Below are 15,208 nucleotides of genomic sequence, written 5' to 3' on the forward strand. Positions count from 1 at the left end.
GTCGCCGGCGCGGCTCCTCACCCGCCGACCCGGGCCCACGCCCGTCGCAGGCGGTCGACGACCTCCTCGTACTCCCCGACCGGCCGCGTGAAGGTCAGGCGCACCCGGTCCTGTCCCGACCCGTCGGGTGTGAACAGGGGCCCCGGGGCCAGGCGGAGGTCCTCGGCGACGGACGCGGCGGCCACCGCCCGCCCGAGGGGGCGGCCCAGCCCGACCCACAGGCACAGCCCGCCGTCCGGGCGGGGCACGTCCCACGCCGGCAGCCGTTCGTGGAGCAGGTCGACGAGGTCGTCGCGCCGGGCGCGCAGGTCCGCGACCCGCTCGGGAAGGATCCGGTCGCGGCGTTCCAGCAGGTCGGTCACGGCCAGCTGCTCGAGCACCGGGGTGGCCACGTCGAGGACCTGGCGGGTGTGCGCGAGCCGGCGCACGAGCTGGGGGTCGGCCCGCACCCAGCCCACGCGCAGGCCGCCCCAGAACGACTTCGAGGCCGACCCCACCGCGACGAGACGTGGGTCGGTCCCGTCCCCGACGAACGGGGCGGGCACACCGGCCCCCGTGAGGTCGACGTCGGTCAGCGTCTCGTCCCCGACGACGGTGACGTCGTGGCGGGCGGCGAGCTCCGCGACCGCGTCGCGCTCGTCGCGGGTCATCGTGCGCCCGGTCGGGTTGTGGAAGTCCGGCACCAGGTAGACGAACCGTGCGCCCGTGCGCCGGACGACGGACTCCATCGCCTCGACGTCCCCGACCGGGACCCCGACGACGCGGGCGCCGGCCCGGCGCAGCGCACCCAGCGCGTGGACGTAGGTCGGCGACTCGACGACGACGTGCTCGGTCCGGGCCACGAGCGTGGTCGTCAGCAGCGCGATCGCCTGCTGGGCTCCTGTCGTGACCAGGATCTGGTCCGGGTCGGTTGGGGCCCCGCGGGCGGTGTACCGCGCGGCGACGGCGGCACGCAGGGGTTCCACCCCGAGGTGGGCGTAGCCCCCGCCGTCCAGGTAGCCGGGCAGCATCTCCAGCGCCCGGGTGTAGGCGCCGTGCAGAGCACGGGAGGCGGACGGCGTCGCCTGCGACATGTCGATCGTGCGGTCGGAGGCGGGGCGTGCGGGGTCGGCCGACGGCGCGTCACCGGCCGGGGGCGGTGTCCCGACGGGGCGTCCGGTGTCGCGCGGCAGCACGGCGACCGTGCCGGAGCCCACGCGGCTCGCGGCGAAGCCGAGGTCCCGCAGCCGGGCGTAGGCGGCCGACGTCGTCGCCCGGGACACGCCCAGCGCGCGGGCCAGCTCGCGCTCGCTCGGCAGCCGGGTCAGGACGGGGAGCGCCCCCGCGAGGACGGCCGCGCGCAGCGCGTCGGCGAGCGCCTGGTAGGCGGGGCCGGTCGTGTGCCAGGTCCCGAGGAGCCGGACGGTGCCCTGCGCCGTCAGGGAGCGCACCGCCCCGGTGGCCGGTGGTCCGGGCGTGGTGGTGGTCACCGGTCCACTCTTGCGCGATTGGCTATGGAAGTCCAGGCCAATCATGGCGAGGGTGAGGCCATGACTCTCGCACCTCCGCAGCCGACGCCACGCCAGGGACGCCCGGTCGGCCGTCGTCCCGCACACCGCGTGACCGACCGCCGGTCCCCGGGGCCGCGCACCCCGGAGATGGGGGTGACGCGCCGCGCGGTCCAGCTCCTGCTCGGCCTGGCCGGCTATGCGGCCTCGATGGCCATGGTGGTGCAGGCCGGCCAGGGCGCGATGCCCTGGGACGTCCTGCACCAGGGCGTCGTCCGCGCCACGGGCTGGTCGTTCGGCGTCGCCGTGCTGGTGGCCTCGGTCCTCGTGCTCGCCGCCTGGGTGCCGCTGCGCCAGCGGCCCGGGATCGGGACCGTGGCGAACGTCGTCGTCATCTCCGCGCTCATCGGGCCGGCCCTGGTCGTCGTCGACCGGCTCGCGCCCGAGCCCGGACGGACGGCGCAGGTGCTGCTGGTGGTGGGCGGCATTGTGCTCAACGGCGTCGCGACCGCCGCCTACGTGGGCGTCCGCCTCGGGCCGGGACCCCGGGACGGGCTGCTGACCGGTCTGGTGGCCCGCACCGGCTGGTCCGTCCGGGCGGTCAAGACGGGGATCGAGGTCACCGTCGTCGCGGTCGGCGTGCTGCTCGGCGGCACGTTCGGCTGGGCGACGATCGCCTACGCCCTCGGGGTCGGCCCCGTGGTCCAGGCGGCCGCGCGGTGGCGCCCGCTCGTGCCCGCGGGGCTGACCACGTCGGCACCGCCGCGGGCCCGCGGGAGTCGGCCGGCACCCGAGCCCGTCCTGCCCGCGGCGCACCCGGACCAGGTGCGCCGTCGGGCCGCCCGGATCGCGCGGGCCCTGGCGTCGTTCGGCGACCAGCACCGCTGACCGCCGCGGTCGGTCCCGGACGCACGTCAGGCCCTGCCCCGCCGAGATGGCGGGGCAGAGCCCGACGGGGCGAGGGGCCTCAGACGACGCGCGTCGTCGGTGCACCCTCGAGGGTCTTGGCCGGGTCGCGCTCGACCACGTCACCCAGCGCGTCGTCGATCCGTGTCATGAGCTCGGCGGGGATCTCCACGCCGGAGGCCTTGACGTTCTCGGCGACCTGCTCGGGGCGCGACGCGCCCACGATCGCGGCGGCGACGTTGTCGTTCTGCAGCACCCAGGCCACGGCGAGCTGGGCCATGGTCAGGTTCAGCTCGTCGGCGACCGGCTTGAGCTGCTGCACCCGCTCGAGGACGTCGTCGTTCATGAACCGCTGGATCATCTTCGCCCCGCCCTTGTCGTCCGTGGCGCGGGACCCGGACGGCAGCGGCTGGCCGGGGACGTACTTGCCGGTCAGCACGCCCTGGGCGATGGGGGACCAGACGATCTGGGACAGACCGTTCTCGCGCGAGGCCGGGACGACCTCGTCCTCGATGACCCGCCACAGCATCGAGTACTGCGGCTGAGAGCTGATGAGCTGGAAACCGAGGTCCTTCGCCATCGCGGCGCCGGCACGGATCTGGTCCGCCGACCACTCCGAGACGCCGATGTAGAGCGCCTTGCCCTGGCGCACGATGTCGGCGAACGCCTGCATCGTCTCCTCGAGCGGCGTCTCGGTGTCGTAGCGGTGCGCCTGGTAGAGGTCGACGTAGTCGGTGCCCAGACGCTTCAGGGAACCGTTGATCGACTCCATGACGTGCTTGCGCGACAGGCCGGTGTCGTTCGGACCGCCGGGCCCCGTGGGCCAGTAGACCTTCGTGAAGATCTCCAGGCTCTCGCGGCGCTGCCCTTTGAGGGCGTCGCCGAGGACCTGCTCCGCCTTGGTGTTGGCGTAGACGTCGGCGGTGTCGAAGGAGGTGATGCCCGCGTCCAGGGCGGCGTGCACGCACTGCGTGGCGACGTCGTTCTCGACCTGGGAGCCGTGGGTGAGCCAGTTGCCGTAGGTGATCTCGGAGATCTTGAGACCACTGTTGCCGAGGTAGCGGTAGGTGACCATCCGGCCACCCTAGGCGCTCACTCCGGCCAGTGCCCGTGCTTCTTGTGCATCGGCTTCGGCAGCCGGGAGCGACGGATCTGCAGCGCCCGCATCGCGGCGTACATCATCGTGCCGCGCGGGACGTAGTACTCCTTCTTGCCGTCCACGCCCAGCGTGCCGAACTTGTCGCGCAGCCGGCGCTTGAGGCGCTGCCACATGACGACGACGTCGATGAGCGTGATGAACACGACCGCGTACAGGGCCAGCAGCACGAGGGACGCCATGGTCGGGTTCTGGATGAAGAGCAGGTTCAGGAAGATGAACACGAACGCGACCGGCAGGAAGAACTCGCCGACGTTCCAGCGGGCGTCGACGTAGTCCCGTACGTAGCGGCGCACGGGGCCCTTGTCCCGGGCCGGCATGAACCGCTCGTCACCGGTCTGCATCGCCTGGTACTCGCGGTTGCGCTCCGTGCGCGCCTTCTCCCGGTTCGCCTTGCGCGCGGCCTTGCGGTCGTTCGGGACCAGCGGGCGCTTGTTCTTCGCCTGCGACTCGCTGCGCTTCGGCGTGGGGCGTCCCTTGGAGCCCGGGCGCGACGGCGAGTCGGAGCTGTCGGCGGCGGAGGACGTCCCCGCGACGTCGGCGGAGGAGGCGGACGGCCCCGTGGCAGGGGAATCGGCGAGATCACGCTTGCGGGAGAACACGCCTCCAGGGTAGTTGAGACACGGGGTGCCTTCGAACACCCCGTTACCGTGGGCGCATGACCCACACCGAGAGCGACGTCGCCGCGCTGCGCGCGCACGTCGACGAGCTGTTCCCCGCGGTCCAGGCCGACCTCGAGTCCCTGGTCCGCATCCCGAGCGTCTCCGCGAGCGCCTTCGACCCCGCGCACGTGGAGACCAGCGCCAAGGCCGTGGCCACGCTGCTGCGCGACGCCGGCATGCCCGAGGTGCAGATCCTGCGCTCGGAGCGGCCCGACGGCGAGCCCGGGGCCCCGGCCGTCGTCGCACGCCGTCCCGCGCCCGCGGGGGCGCCGACCGTGCTGCTGTACGCCCACCACGACGTCCAGCCGCCGGGGGACCCCGCCACCTGGGACACCGAGCCGTTCGAACCCGTCCAGCGCGGCGAGCGACTGTTCGGGCGCGGCGCGGCCGACGACAAGGCCGGGGTCATGGCGCACGTGGGCGCCCTGCGCGCGCTGGCCGCCCTGGGCGAGGAGCCGGGCGTCGGCGTGACCGTGTTCGTCGAGGGGGAGGAGGAGGCCGGCTCGCCGAGCTTCTCCCGGTTCCTGGCCGACCACCACGAGCTGCTCGCCGCCGACGTCATCGTCGTGGCGGACTCGACCAACTGGAAGGTGGGCGTGCCCGCCCTGACGACGTCGCTGCGCGGCCTCGTCGACGGCGTCGTGAGCGTCGACGTGCTCGACCACGCCGTGCACTCGGGGATGTTCGGCGGTCCCGTCCTCGACGCCAACCTGCTGCTGGCCCGCCTGCTGGCCACGCTGCACGACGACGCCGGGAACGTGGCGGTCGAGGGCCTGACCAGCGCCGCCGAGCCCGACGTGGACTACGCCGAGGCCGACTTCCGGGCCGACTCCTCGGTGCTGGACGGCGTCGAGCTGGCCGGGGAGGGCACGATCGCGGGCCGGATGTGGACCAAGCCGGCCATCGCCGTCATCGGTGTCGACGCCACCGACGTCGCGCACGCCTCCAACACGCTGGCGCCGCGGGCCGCGGCCAAGCTGTCGGTGCGGATCCCGCCGGGGCTCGCCCCGCAGGCCGCCGAGGACGCGCTGCAGGCGCACCTGACCGCCCACGCCCCGTTCGGCGCCCGCGTGACCTGGACGCCGGGGGAGCAGGGCAAGGCCTTCGGCGCGCCCGACGACTCGGAGGCCATGCGGGCCGCGCGCTCGGCCTTCGCCGCGGCGTGGGGGACGGATCCCGTGGACATCGGGGTCGGCGGGTCGATCCCGTTCATCGCCGACCTGCTCGAGGCGTTCCCCGAGGCGGCCGTGCTGGTGACCGGGGTGGAGGACCCGGACTCGCGCGCCCACGGCGCCAACGAGTCGGTGCACCTGGGCGAGCTGCGCAAGGTCCTGGTGGCCGAGGCGCTGCTGCTGCGGGGGCTGGCCACCCGCTGAGCGCTCAGGCGCGGTCGACGTCGCGGTGCGCGACGTCGACCGCCCGGGCCCAGGCCGCGACGTCCTCGGGCAGGTCGGGGCTGACCAGGTCCGGGTCGTCGCCGAGCACCGCCACGACGTCGTGCGGGGCCACCCGGATGCCGTCCCTGCCCAGGAACCGCGCGGCGATCCAGCCGCGGGCGCAGAGCTCGTCGTCGCGCCGGGTCATCCTCTGCTCGAGGAAGACGACGCGCTGGTCCCAGCCCATCACGCGGCTGGTGATGGTGACGCGGTCGAAGAGCTTGAGCGACCGCTTGTACGTCATCGTCGAGGCCGCCACCACCGGGTACCAGCCCTGCGACCGGAGCTTGGCCAGACCGCTGATGTCGGCGAGGAAGTTGGACCGGGCCACGTCCATCATCTGCAGGTACGAGCCGTTGTTGACGTGCAGGTAGAAGTCCAGGTCGCCCGGCTTGACGCGCATCACCGTGGTCGAGGCGTCGAACGGCCCCATCCCGGGGCGCTGGCGGCGGGGCAGGAGCGTGGCCGTGGCGAGCTGGATCATCCGCGTCATACGGCGACGGTATACCAGCGACCTGCGGTATCAGATACCTGGGTACTCCAGGGTGTGCCGCACCGCCCGGGCGACCTCCACCGACTCCAGGCGCTCCACCAGGTGCAGGGCCATGTCGATGCCGGCCGAGGCGCCGGCGGAGGTGACCACGTCGCCGTCGTCCACGAACCGGGCCTCGGTGTCGATGACCGTCGACGGGTCGATCTGCGCCAGCTCGTCGTAGTGGTCCCGGTGCGTCGTCGCGGGTCGCCCCGCCAGCAGGCCCGCCGCGGCCAGCACCAGCGCCCCGGTGCACACGCTCGCCACCACCGGCGTCTGGGTGTGCACCTGGCGCAACCACTCCAGGTGCCCGTGGTCGGCCACGAGGGCACGGGTGCCCCAGCCCCCCGGGTGGACGAGGACGTGCAGGGGGCCGACGTCGTCCGCCGAGCGGGCCGGCACGATCCGCATGCCCTTGGCCAGCCGGACGCCCTCGCCGTCGCGGGAGAAGGTGCTCACGTGCGGCCGCAGGGGCGACGCGGAGTGCTCCTCCCACGCGGCGAGGACCTCGAACGGTCCGACCGCGTCGAGCTCGTCGGCGTCGTCGAACAGCAGGATCCCGATGTGCAGCCCGCCGTCGGTGCTCACTCGCGTCGCCTTCCCGCGCCCCGGGTCAGAGTCCCGGCAGCGCCAGCATCTGGTCGAGGGCCACCCGGGCCCAGTGGGCGTCGTCGGAGTCCACCACGATCCGGTTGACCACGCGGCCCTCGGCCAGCGACTCCATCGCCCACACCAGGTGGGGCAGGTCGATCCGGTTCATCGTCGAGCAGAAGCACACCGTGGAGTCGAGGTAGTGGACCTGCTTGTCGGGGTGAGCCCTGGCCAGCCGGCGCACGAGGTTGAGCTCGGTGCCGATCGCCCACGTCGACCCGGGCTCGGCGGCGTCGAGGGCCTTGATGATGTACTCCGTCGAGCCGACGCGGTCCGCCGCCGCGACGACCTCGTGGCGGCACTCCGGGTGGACCATGACGTTGACGTCCGGCGCCTTGGCGCGGATCGCCTCGACGTTCTGGACCGAGAACCGGCCGTGCACCGAGCAGTGGCCGCGCCACAGGATCATCCGCGCGTCGCGCAGCTCGGCGTCGGTCAGGCCGCCGTTCGGCTTGCGCGGGTCGAACACGACGCAGTCGTCCAGGGACAGCCCGAGCTGGTTCACCGCGGTGTTGCGGCCCAGGTGCTGGTCCGGCAGGAACAGCACCTTGCCCGTGCCGTCGACGCCGCCGACCTGGTCGAAGGCCCACCGCAGGGCGACCTGGGCGTTCGACGACGTGCACACGGTCCCGCCGTGCCGGCCGGTGAAGGCCTTGATCGCGGCGGAGGAGTTCATGTACGTCACCGGCACGGTGTCGCCGGCGACGCCCGCGTCGGCCAGCACCTCCCAGGCCTCCTCGACCTGCGAGATCTCGGCCATGTCCGCCATCGAGCAGCCCGCCGCCATGTCCGGCAGGACCACCTGCTGGGTGTCCGCGGTGAGGATGTCGGCCGACTCGGCCATGAAGTGCACGCCGCAGAAGATGACGAACTCGGCCTCGGGCCGCGCCGCCGCCCGCTGGGCGAGCTTGAAGGAGTCCCCGGTGACGTCGGCGAAGTCGATCACCTCGTCGCGCTGGTAGTGGTGGCCCAGCACGAAGGCGCGCTCGCCCAGCGCCGCCCGCGCGGCGCGCGCACGGTCCACCAGGTCCGGGTCCGAGGGCGCCGGCAGCGCGCCGGTGCACTCCACCCCGCGCTCGGAGGCGAGGTCGCGGCCCTGACCGAGCAGCAGCAGCGCCGAGGGCGCCGGCTCGGTGAAGTTCGACGTCTCGTTCAGCACAGTCACGGCAACATCTTCCCACGGTCCCGACGTGTGCCACGATCGGTGACGTGCACGTACTGCTGGTGACAGCCGCCGACGACGGCGACGCCGACCGCGAGCCCTGGACGCCCCTGGCCGCGGCCTGGACCGAGGCGGCGCCGCGCTGCGTCGTCGAGCCGATGGTCCTGCCCCCGGGACCGGTGGCCGCGACCGCACCCCCCGGCGAGGCTCCGGCGCCCGGTGTCTTCGTCCCCACGACGAGCCTCGGGCTGACGAGCGTCACGCCGCCCCCGCCGCCGCCCGAGGTCCGTCTCCTGCAGGACCGTGTCGCTCACGCCGACCTCGTCGTCGTGCACACGCCCGTCCTCGACGGCTCCGCCCTGCGCGCCGGCCCGGTGCACCGGGCCGCGGAGGCGGCCGCCCCGTACGCCGTGCCCGTCGTCGTGCTCGCCGGGCGGGACGAGACGACCCGTCGCGAGCTCTCCGGGGCGGGGGTCGCCGGGGCGCACGAGATCGGCGAGCCGCCGTCGGGTGAGGCCGTGGGCCGGGTCGCGCGCACGTGGGCGCCGGCCTGGGCCGCCCCCGAGGAGTGACGTCCCTCACATCGCCGGGGGCGGGGGATTCGGGCGTAGGATCGGGAACAGCCGTACCGGCCCACCTGTTGGAGGAAGCATGACCGACACCACCGAGATCGCCACGCACGGCGTCGAGCTCTCCGAGGTCGCCGCGAACAAGGTCCGCAGCCTCCTGGAGCAGGAGGGGCGCGACGACCTGCGCCTGCGCGTCGCCGTCCAGCCCGGCGGCTGCTCCGGGCTCATCTACCAGCTCTACTTCGACGAGCGCCTGCTCGACGGGGACGCGCTGCGCGACTTCGACGGCGTCGAGGTCGTCGTGGACCGCATGAGCGTGCCCTACCTCGACGGCGCGAAGATCGACTTCGCGGACACCATCGAGAAGCAGGGCTTCACGATCGACAACCCGAACGCCGGCGAGTCCTGCGCCTGCGGCGGCTCCTTCGGCTGATCGACGTCCCGGCTCGCGCGAGCCGCTAGTCCTCGAGACGGACGGTCAGGGCCCACCAGGTCCGGCCGTCCGTCTCGTCGTTCCCGGGGTGCTGCTCCTCGGCCACCATGGCGTGCCCCCGCAGCCGCGCCCACGCCGGCACGTCGTACCGGGCGGCCGGGTCCGTCGCGAGCACCGTGATCTCCGTTCCCCTGGGTCGCTCCTTCGCGTGGGCGGCCAGCCGCACCACGGGCAGCGGGCAGCGCAGGCCCCGCGCGTCCACGACCTCCGGCCCGGCGCTCACAGCCCGGACACCCCCAGGGCGTCCCGGACGCGGGCGACCGCTCCCGGCAGCACCGCGAGGAAGCGCTCGACGTCCTCGGCCGTGGTCGAACGGTCCAGGGCCAGGCGGACGTTGCCGTGCGTGAGCACGCCCATCGCGGCCAGGACGTGCGACGGCTCCAGCGTGCCCGCGGTGCAGGCCGACCCGGAACCCACGGCGTACCCGGCGCGGTCGAGCTCGGTGACCAGCGCCTCGCCGTCGACGTAGAGGAACGAGAACGTCACCACGTGGGGGAGGCGGTCCTGCGGGTCGCCGACCACCTCGACGTCCGGCACGCCCGCGACGCCGTCGCGGATCCGGTCGACCAGCGCACGGCGCCGCTCGTCCTCCGCGGCGAGGTCCTGGGCGACCGCCTGCAGGGACACGGCCGCGGCGAACGCGGCCGGGACGCTGACGCCGCCGGGCGCCCAGGGGTCGGGGTCCTCCGGGCCGGCCGGGACCGTGCGCGTGCGGTGGCGCACCGCGAGGATCCCCAGGCCGCGGGGCCCGCCCCAGTCCGCGGGGTCGGCCGCCAGCAGGTCCCACGCCGTCGGCAGCGGGGCGTGCCCCACGGAGGCACCGGCGTCCACGAGCAGGGGGACCCCGGAACCCTCGAGCGCGGCGTGGACCCGGGCGACCGGCTGGCGGGTGCCGACCTCGCCGTTGGCGTCCTGCAGCGCCGCCAGCGCGACCCCGTCCGCGAGGGCCGCCGAGGCGAGCTCGTCGGCGTCCACCCGCCCGACCCGGTCGACGGGGACCGTCGTGCGGCGGCCCTGCCCGGTGGCCGCGACGTGGTCGGCGGCGTGCAGGACCGCTGCCCGCTCGACCGCGCCGACCACGACGTCGCCGCCGTGCCGCCGTCGGGCCCGGGCGACCTGGGCCATCGCCGCGTGCAGGGACGCCGTGTGCGAGGGCGTGAACCGGACCTCCTCGGTCCGGGTCCCCAGCACGCCGGCCACGGCCTCGCGCGCCCCGTCCAGCAGGGCGGCGGCGCGCCGCCCCTCGGCGTGCAGCCGGCGGGGGTCCGCCCATCCCTCGTCCAGGGCCTGGACGAAGGCCTGCCGCGCCGACGGGTGCAGGGGCGCCGACCCGCCGTTGTCCAGGTGGGTGCGGGCGGGCGTCGGCGAGGTGGGATGTGTCACAAGGGCCTCTCGGTGGGCGTCGAAGCGTGGTGACCATCATGCCGCCGGGGGCTTCGGTGTCGCGAAAGCGGCGGCCGATCTGACACCGGTTCGGCAGGCGTCGCGAACATCGCGGATGGCGACGTCCAAGGTGATCCCGTCACGTAGGAAGGGGGATCTTCTGGCGTCGGAACGGTGAAGGTCGCGCTAGGCTGCTCCCATCGAGGACGAAGGTCCCACCCGTGCGCCCTGCCTCAGGACGCAGCGGTCGGACGAGACGTGAAAGGCCTCCCTTGCACTCGAAGAGCACCACCCGCACCCGGCGGTCGATGGCGCTGCGTGCGACGGCGCTCGCCGTCGCGGTCGCGGCCTTCGCCACCGGCTGCGCCAGCGACGCCGTCCAGCGCGGCTACCTCCCGGGCTACACCGACGGCCAGGTGACCAACCAGACCGAGCGGATCATGAATCTGTGGAACGGTTCCTGGGTCGCCGCGCTCGCCGTCGGCGTCATCACCTGGGGCCTCATGCTCTGGTGCGTCGCCGCGTACCGGAAGCGCCGCGGCGACGACCGGCTGCCGGTCCAGACCCGCTACCACATGCCGCTCGAGATCATGTACACGATCGTGCCGACGCTCATGATCCTGGTGCTGTTCTTCTACACGAACCGCGACATGACGGCGATCCTCGACACGAGCGAGGAGCCGGACGTCAACATCCACGTCATCGGCAAGCAGTGGAGCTGGGACTTCAACTACCTCGACGACGACGTCTACGAGACCGGCCAGCAGCTGCTCGAGCCCGGCTCGGTGACCGCCGAGGACACCGTCGACGGCGCGCCCGGCACGGCCGAGGAGCTGCCGACGCTCTACCTGCCCGTCGGTGAGCGGGTCGAGTTCACGGTCGACTCCCGCGACGTCATCCACTCGTTCTGGATCCCGGCCTTCCTGTTCAAGATGGACATGATCCCCGGCAAGACGAACACGTTCCAGGTCGTCCCCGAGCGTGAAGGCACCTACGCCGGCAAGTGCGCCGAGCTCTGCGGTGAGTTCCACTCCGGGATGCTGTTCAACGTCAAGGTCGTCGACCGTGCCGAGTACGACGCCCAGATGGAGGAGCTGCGCGCCCAGGGCCAGACCGGCGAGCTCGGCCTGGACCTGAACCGCCAGCAGAGCTCCGAGTACTCCAGTGAAGAGACGATCCCGGAGGTCGAGGGCTGATGGCCACCACCGAGACCGCCTACGGCGCCGCCGAGGCCATCCCCGGCCTGCAGCCGAGGCGACAGACGCTGGGTCGCACCGTGGTCAAGTGGATCACCTCCACCGACCACAAGACGATCGGCTACATGTACCTCATCACGTCGTTCTTCTGGTTCGCCGTGGGAGGCATCCTCGCGCTGCTCATCCGCGCCGAGCTCTTCGCGCCGGGCATCCAGCTCGTGCAGAGCAAGGAGCAGTACAACCAGCTCTTCACGATGCACGGCACGATCATGCTGCTGCTGTTCGCGACGCCGCTGTTCGCCGGCTTCGCCAACGTGATCATGCCGCTGCAGATCGGCTCGCCCGACGTCGCGTTCCCGCGGCTGAACATGCTGGCCTACTGGATGTTCCTGTTCGGCGGGCTCATCGCGGCCGGCGGCTTCTTCACGCCGCAGGGGGCCGCCTCGTTCGGCTGGTTCGCCTACGCGCCGCTGTCGAACACGACCTTCAGTCCAGGGCTCGGCGGTGACCTGTGGGTCTTCGGCCTCGCCCTCGGTGGTTTCGGCACCATCCTCGGTGCCGTCAACTTCATCACCACGATCATCTGCATGCGCGCCCCGGGCATGACGATGTTCCGGATGCCGATCTTCACCTGGAACACCCTGGTGACGAGCCTGCTGGTCCTCATGGCCTTCCCGCCGCTGGCCTCCGCGCTCTTCGCGCTCGGTGCCGACCGCCGGTTCGACGCCCAGGTGTTCAACCCGGACAACGGGGGAGCGGTGCTCTGGCAGCACCTCTTCTGGTTCTTCGGCCACCCCGAGGTGTACATCATCGCGCTGCCGTTCTTCGGCATCGTCTCCGAGATCTTCCCGGTGTTCAGCCGCAAGCCGATCTTCGGCTACAAGGGCCTGGTCTACGCGACGATCGCGATCGCGGCCCTGTCGGTCACCGTGTGGGCCCACCACATGTACGTCACCGGTGCGGTGCTGCTCCCGTTCTTCGCGTTCATGACGATGCTCATCGCCATCCCGACCGGTGTGAAGTTCTTCAACTGGATCGGCACCCTGTGGCGCGGCAAGCTCACCTTCGAGACGCCGATGCTCTGGTCGATCGGCTTTCTGGTGACCTTCCTCTTCGGCGGTCTGACCGGCATCATCCTGTCCAGCCCGGCGCTCGACTTCCACCTGTCGGACTCGTACTTCGTCGTCGCCCACTTCCACTACGTCGTCTTCGGCACCGTGGTCTTCGCGATGTTCGCCGGCTTCTACTTCTGGTGGCCGAAGTTCACCGGGCGGATGCTCAACGAGCGCCTCGGCAAGATCCACTTCTGGATCCTGTTCGTCGGCTTCCACATGACGTTCCTCGTCCAGCACTGGCTCGGCGTCGAGGGCATGCCCCGCCGCTACGCCGACTACCTGCCCGAGGAAGGCTTCACCTGGGAGAACCAGCTCTCGACGGTCGGGGCGTTCATCCTCGCCGCGTCCACGCTGCCGTTCCTGTGGAACGTGTACACGACCTGGCGCAACGCGCCGAAGGTCACCGTGGACGACCCGTGGGGCTACAGCCGCTCCCTCGAGTGGGCGACGTCCTGCCCGCCGCCGCGGCACAACTTCACCTCGCTGCCGCGGATCCGTTCCGAGTCGCCGGCGTTCGACCTCCACCACCCGGAGGTCGCCGCGATGGAGGACCCGCACCTGAACCAGGGCGCCCTGGACCAGGTCTACGGCGGCGCGGACCGGACCGGCCAGTACGAGATGGTCGAGGAGCTCAGCTGGAAGGACTACCCGGAGAAGCACCAGTCGAGCACCACCGTCGTCGACGCTGACCGCCCCGCCGAGGGCGAGGAGGACACCAAGTGAAGATCGAGATCCGCCTCTTCGTCTGGACGGCACCGTTCTTCGTGCTGGTCGGCGTGGTGTACGGCCTCTGGAGCGGCTTCACCGAGCCGGTCGGGTACCTCGGTATCCCGCTCGTCGGTGCTCTCATGGCGATGATCGGTGCCTACCTGGTCGTCCAGGCCAAGCACACCGACCCGCGTCCGGAGGACGACGAGAACGGCGAGATCGAGCAGGGCGCCGGCGACCAGGGCGTCTACGCCCCGTGGTCCTGGTGGCCCCTGGTGCTCGGCATCGCCGCCGCCGTCAGCTTCTTGAGCCTGGCCGTGGGCTGGTGGGTGCTCTACATCGGCGCGATCATCGGGATCGTCGGCCTGGTCGGCTGGGTCTTCGAGTTCAGCCGGGGCCAGCACGCCCACTGATCGTCAGCATCTCCCGAGAGGCGCTCCGCACCGTCCGGTGCGGGGCGCCTCTTGTCGTCTCCCGGCTCCGCCCTGGCCCGAGGCCCCTCCACGCCAGTCAGGCCGCCCTGCGCCGACTCAGGACCTCTCCGGCCTCCCCGACCGACTCAGGACCTCTCGGGCCGGGTCAGGGCTTTTCTCGCCGAGTCAGGACGCCTCACGCCCGGTCAGGACTGCGGGGAGCGAGTGCAGCCGGCCCATCTCGCCATGACGCGCCCGGAGCCCGTCGTTCGGATGGGACCAGGGGAGAGAGGTCGTCCACGACCAGGCGTGCCGGCCCGTCGGAGGGCCTCGATCGGCCCTGTGCCGCCCTGACCCGCCGCAGGCCGCCCTGACCCGCGCAGCACCGCCCTGACCCGCGCAGAGGGCGCAGGGTGGATTCCCCGTGCTGCCCAGGCCGAGCGGCCCGGAGAAGGGCGCAGACGCGTTCTCGGGGGCAGTTCGAAGGTCGTGGGAACACGCGAGAGGGCCCCGCACGCAACGGCGTGCGGGGCCCTCCGTCGGCCGCCGTCGTGACGGTGGCCGCAGGCTTGGACGAGCTCAGGCGGTGAGGAGCCCGTTCGTGGCGGTGCGGGCGCGCTCGAGGCGGGCGGCCACGTCCTGCCAGTTGGCCAGGTTCCAGAACGCCTTGACGTAGTCGGCCTTGACGTTCAGGTAGTCCAGGTAGAAGGCGTGCTCCCACATGTCGAGCATCAGCAGCGGGGTGATGCCGACCGGGACGTTGGCCTGCTGGTCGAACAGCTGGAAGATCAGCATCTTCTGGCCGATGGAGTCCCAGCCGAGCACGGCCCAGCCGGAGCCCTGGATACCGGTCGCGGTCGCGGCGAAGTGCGCCTGGAACGCGGAGAAGGAGCCGAACTGGTCCTTGATGGCCTCCGCCAGCTCACCCTCGGGCTCGCCACCGCCCTCGGGGGACAGGTTGTGCCAGAAGATCGTGTGGTTGGTGTGCCCGCCGAGGTTGAACGCGAGGTTCTTCTCGTGCAGGTTCACTGCCGCGAGGTCGCCCGACTCGCGCGCCTCGGCCAGCTTGTCCAGCGCGGTGTTCGCGCCGGAGACGTAGGTCGCATGGTGCTTGTCGTGGTGCAGCTCCATGATCTTGCCGCTGATGTGCGGCTCGAGCGCGCTGTAGTCGTAGGGCAGGTCAGGCAGCGTGTAGACGGCCATGCTGGGTACCTCCGGTGTCAGGCCGCACGACACCCGGTGGGCGTGCGCGGCGTGTTCTCGTCGTCCCGGTGGGTCGGCCGTGCCGACCCCCGGTGCAGGATAGACAGAGACCCGCGCGCCCTGCCCGCCGGAGCGG

At 72.4% G+C, this 15,208-nt stretch carries 16 protein-coding genes; 7 read left to right on the forward strand and 9 right to left on the reverse strand.

Annotated features, from left to right (window positions below):
* Window positions 1-17: 17 nt before the first annotated feature.
* Complete coding sequence (gene yczR / locus HLI28_RS13430; RefSeq protein ID WP_171248068.1) at window positions 18-1,469, reverse strand: MocR-like transcription factor YczR; 1,452 nt, start codon at window positions 1,467-1,469, stop codon at window positions 18-20.
* A 168-nt stretch (window positions 1,470-1,637) separates the two neighbouring features.
* Between yczR and yczE the strand changes: the two genes are divergently transcribed.
* Complete coding sequence (gene yczE / locus HLI28_RS13435) at window positions 1,638-2,375, forward strand: membrane protein YczE (protein WP_246246767.1); 738 nt, start codon at window positions 1,638-1,640, stop codon at window positions 2,373-2,375.
* Between the two features lie 79 nt (window positions 2,376-2,454).
* Here yczE and HLI28_RS13440 read toward each other — a convergent pair whose 3' ends face one another.
* A complete protein-coding gene (locus HLI28_RS13440; RefSeq protein ID WP_171248069.1) occupies window positions 2,455-3,468 on the reverse strand; it encodes an aldo/keto reductase family protein in 1,014 nt (337 codons plus the stop codon).
* Window positions 3,469-3,485: 17 nt separating this feature from the next.
* A complete protein-coding gene (locus tag HLI28_RS13445; protein WP_171248070.1) occupies window positions 3,486-4,151 on the reverse strand; it encodes a DUF3043 domain-containing protein in 666 nt (221 codons plus the stop codon).
* A gap of 56 nt (window positions 4,152-4,207) precedes the next feature.
* On the opposite strand from HLI28_RS13445, the gene HLI28_RS13450 reads away from it, so the two are divergent.
* Window positions 4,208-5,587: a dipeptidase gene (locus HLI28_RS13450; protein ID WP_171248071.1), complete on the forward strand. Its 1,380-nt coding sequence runs from the start codon at window positions 4,208-4,210 to the stop codon at window positions 5,585-5,587.
* A 4-nt stretch (window positions 5,588-5,591) separates the two neighbouring features.
* Here HLI28_RS13450 and HLI28_RS13455 read toward each other — a convergent pair whose 3' ends face one another.
* Genes HLI28_RS13455 through nadA form a run of 3 tightly spaced genes read right to left on the reverse strand, consistent with a single transcriptional unit; the run spans window position 5,592 to window position 7,995 of the window.
* Window positions 5,592-6,140 carry an acyl-CoA thioesterase gene (locus HLI28_RS13455; protein WP_171248072.1) on the reverse strand — a complete coding sequence of 183 codons (549 nt, stop codon included), beginning with the start codon at window positions 6,138-6,140 and terminating at the stop codon, window positions 5,592-5,594.
* Between the two features lie 30 nt (window positions 6,141-6,170).
* Window positions 6,171-6,767, reverse strand: coding sequence for a DJ-1/PfpI family protein (locus HLI28_RS13460; RefSeq protein ID WP_171248073.1), 597 nt, complete (start codon window positions 6,765-6,767; stop codon window positions 6,171-6,173).
* Between the two features lie 25 nt (window positions 6,768-6,792).
* Window positions 6,793-7,995, reverse strand: a complete 1,203-nt coding sequence (gene nadA / locus HLI28_RS13465) for a quinolinate synthase NadA (protein WP_171248074.1) — start codon at window positions 7,993-7,995, stop codon at window positions 6,793-6,795.
* Window positions 7,996-8,039: 44 nt separating this feature from the next.
* On the opposite strand from nadA, the gene HLI28_RS13470 reads away from it, so the two are divergent.
* On the forward strand, window positions 8,040-8,564 hold the full coding sequence (locus HLI28_RS13470; protein WP_171248075.1) for a hypothetical protein: 525 nt from the start codon (window positions 8,040-8,042) through the stop codon (window positions 8,562-8,564).
* A gap of 79 nt (window positions 8,565-8,643) precedes the next feature.
* Window positions 8,644-8,994 carry a HesB/IscA family protein gene (locus tag HLI28_RS13475; RefSeq protein ID WP_171248076.1) on the forward strand — a complete coding sequence of 117 codons (351 nt, stop codon included), beginning with the start codon at window positions 8,644-8,646 and terminating at the stop codon, window positions 8,992-8,994.
* A 25-nt stretch (window positions 8,995-9,019) separates the two neighbouring features.
* Here the strand turns inward: HLI28_RS13475 and HLI28_RS13480 are convergent, their stop codons facing one another.
* On the reverse strand, window positions 9,020-9,277 hold the full coding sequence (locus HLI28_RS13480) for a sulfurtransferase TusA family protein (protein ID WP_171248077.1): 258 nt from the start codon (window positions 9,275-9,277) through the stop codon (window positions 9,020-9,022).
* On the reverse strand, window positions 9,274-10,437 hold the full coding sequence (locus tag HLI28_RS13485) for an aminotransferase class V-fold PLP-dependent enzyme (RefSeq protein ID WP_171248078.1): 1,164 nt from the start codon (window positions 10,435-10,437) through the stop codon (window positions 9,274-9,276). The genes HLI28_RS13480 and HLI28_RS13485 overlap by 4 nt, the downstream gene beginning before the upstream one ends.
* Before the next feature lie 272 nt (window positions 10,438-10,709).
* Here HLI28_RS13485 and ctaC point away from each other — a divergent pair, with 272 nt between their 5' ends.
* From ctaC to HLI28_RS13500, 3 genes are read left to right on the forward strand one after another with little or no spacing between them, the layout of a single operon-like run.
* On the forward strand, window positions 10,710-11,633 hold the full coding sequence (gene ctaC, locus HLI28_RS13490) for an aa3-type cytochrome oxidase subunit II (protein ID WP_246246733.1): 924 nt from the start codon (window positions 10,710-10,712) through the stop codon (window positions 11,631-11,633).
* Window positions 11,633-13,471, forward strand: a complete 1,839-nt coding sequence (ctaD, locus tag HLI28_RS13495; RefSeq protein ID WP_171248079.1) for an aa3-type cytochrome oxidase subunit I — start codon at window positions 11,633-11,635, stop codon at window positions 13,469-13,471. The genes ctaC and ctaD overlap by 1 nt, the downstream gene beginning before the upstream one ends.
* Entirely contained in the window at window positions 13,468-13,869 is a 402-nt protein-coding gene (locus HLI28_RS13500) for a cytochrome c oxidase subunit 4 (protein WP_171248080.1), read from the forward strand. The genes ctaD and HLI28_RS13500 overlap by 4 nt, the downstream gene beginning before the upstream one ends.
* Window positions 13,870-14,448: 579 nt before the next feature.
* On the opposite strand, the gene HLI28_RS13505 is transcribed toward HLI28_RS13500, so the two are convergent.
* Entirely contained in the window at window positions 14,449-15,072 is a 624-nt protein-coding gene (locus HLI28_RS13505) for a superoxide dismutase (protein ID WP_171248081.1), read from the reverse strand.
* Between the last annotated feature and the right edge of the window lie 136 nt (window positions 15,073-15,208).

This window comes from Isoptericola sediminis (genome assembly GCF_013085345.1).
Classification (GTDB): domain Bacteria; phylum Actinomycetota; class Actinomycetes; order Actinomycetales; family Cellulomonadaceae; genus Isoptericola; species Isoptericola sediminis.

Coding starts and splice junctions, on each gene's coding strand:
- ctaD (WP_171248079.1), top strand. CDS start 11,633: ATGGCCACCACCGAGACCGCCTACGGCGCCGCCGAGGCCATCCCCGGC.
- HLI28_RS13450 (WP_171248071.1), top strand. CDS start 4,208: ATGACCCACACCGAGAGCGACGTCGCCGCGCTGCGCGCGCACGTCGAC.
- HLI28_RS13440 (WP_171248069.1), bottom strand. CDS start 3,468: ATGGTCACCTACCGCTACCTCGGCAACAGTGGTCTCAAGATCTCCGAG.
- HLI28_RS13475 (WP_171248076.1), top strand. CDS start 8,644: ATGACCGACACCACCGAGATCGCCACGCACGGCGTCGAGCTCTCCGAG.
- HLI28_RS13505 (WP_171248081.1), bottom strand. CDS start 15,072: ATGGCCGTCTACACGCTGCCTGACCTGCCCTACGACTACAGCGCGCTC.
- HLI28_RS13455 (WP_171248072.1), bottom strand. CDS start 6,140: ATGACGCGGATGATCCAGCTCGCCACGGCCACGCTCCTGCCCCGCCGC.
- yczE (WP_246246767.1), top strand. CDS start 1,638: ATGGGGGTGACGCGCCGCGCGGTCCAGCTCCTGCTCGGCCTGGCCGGC.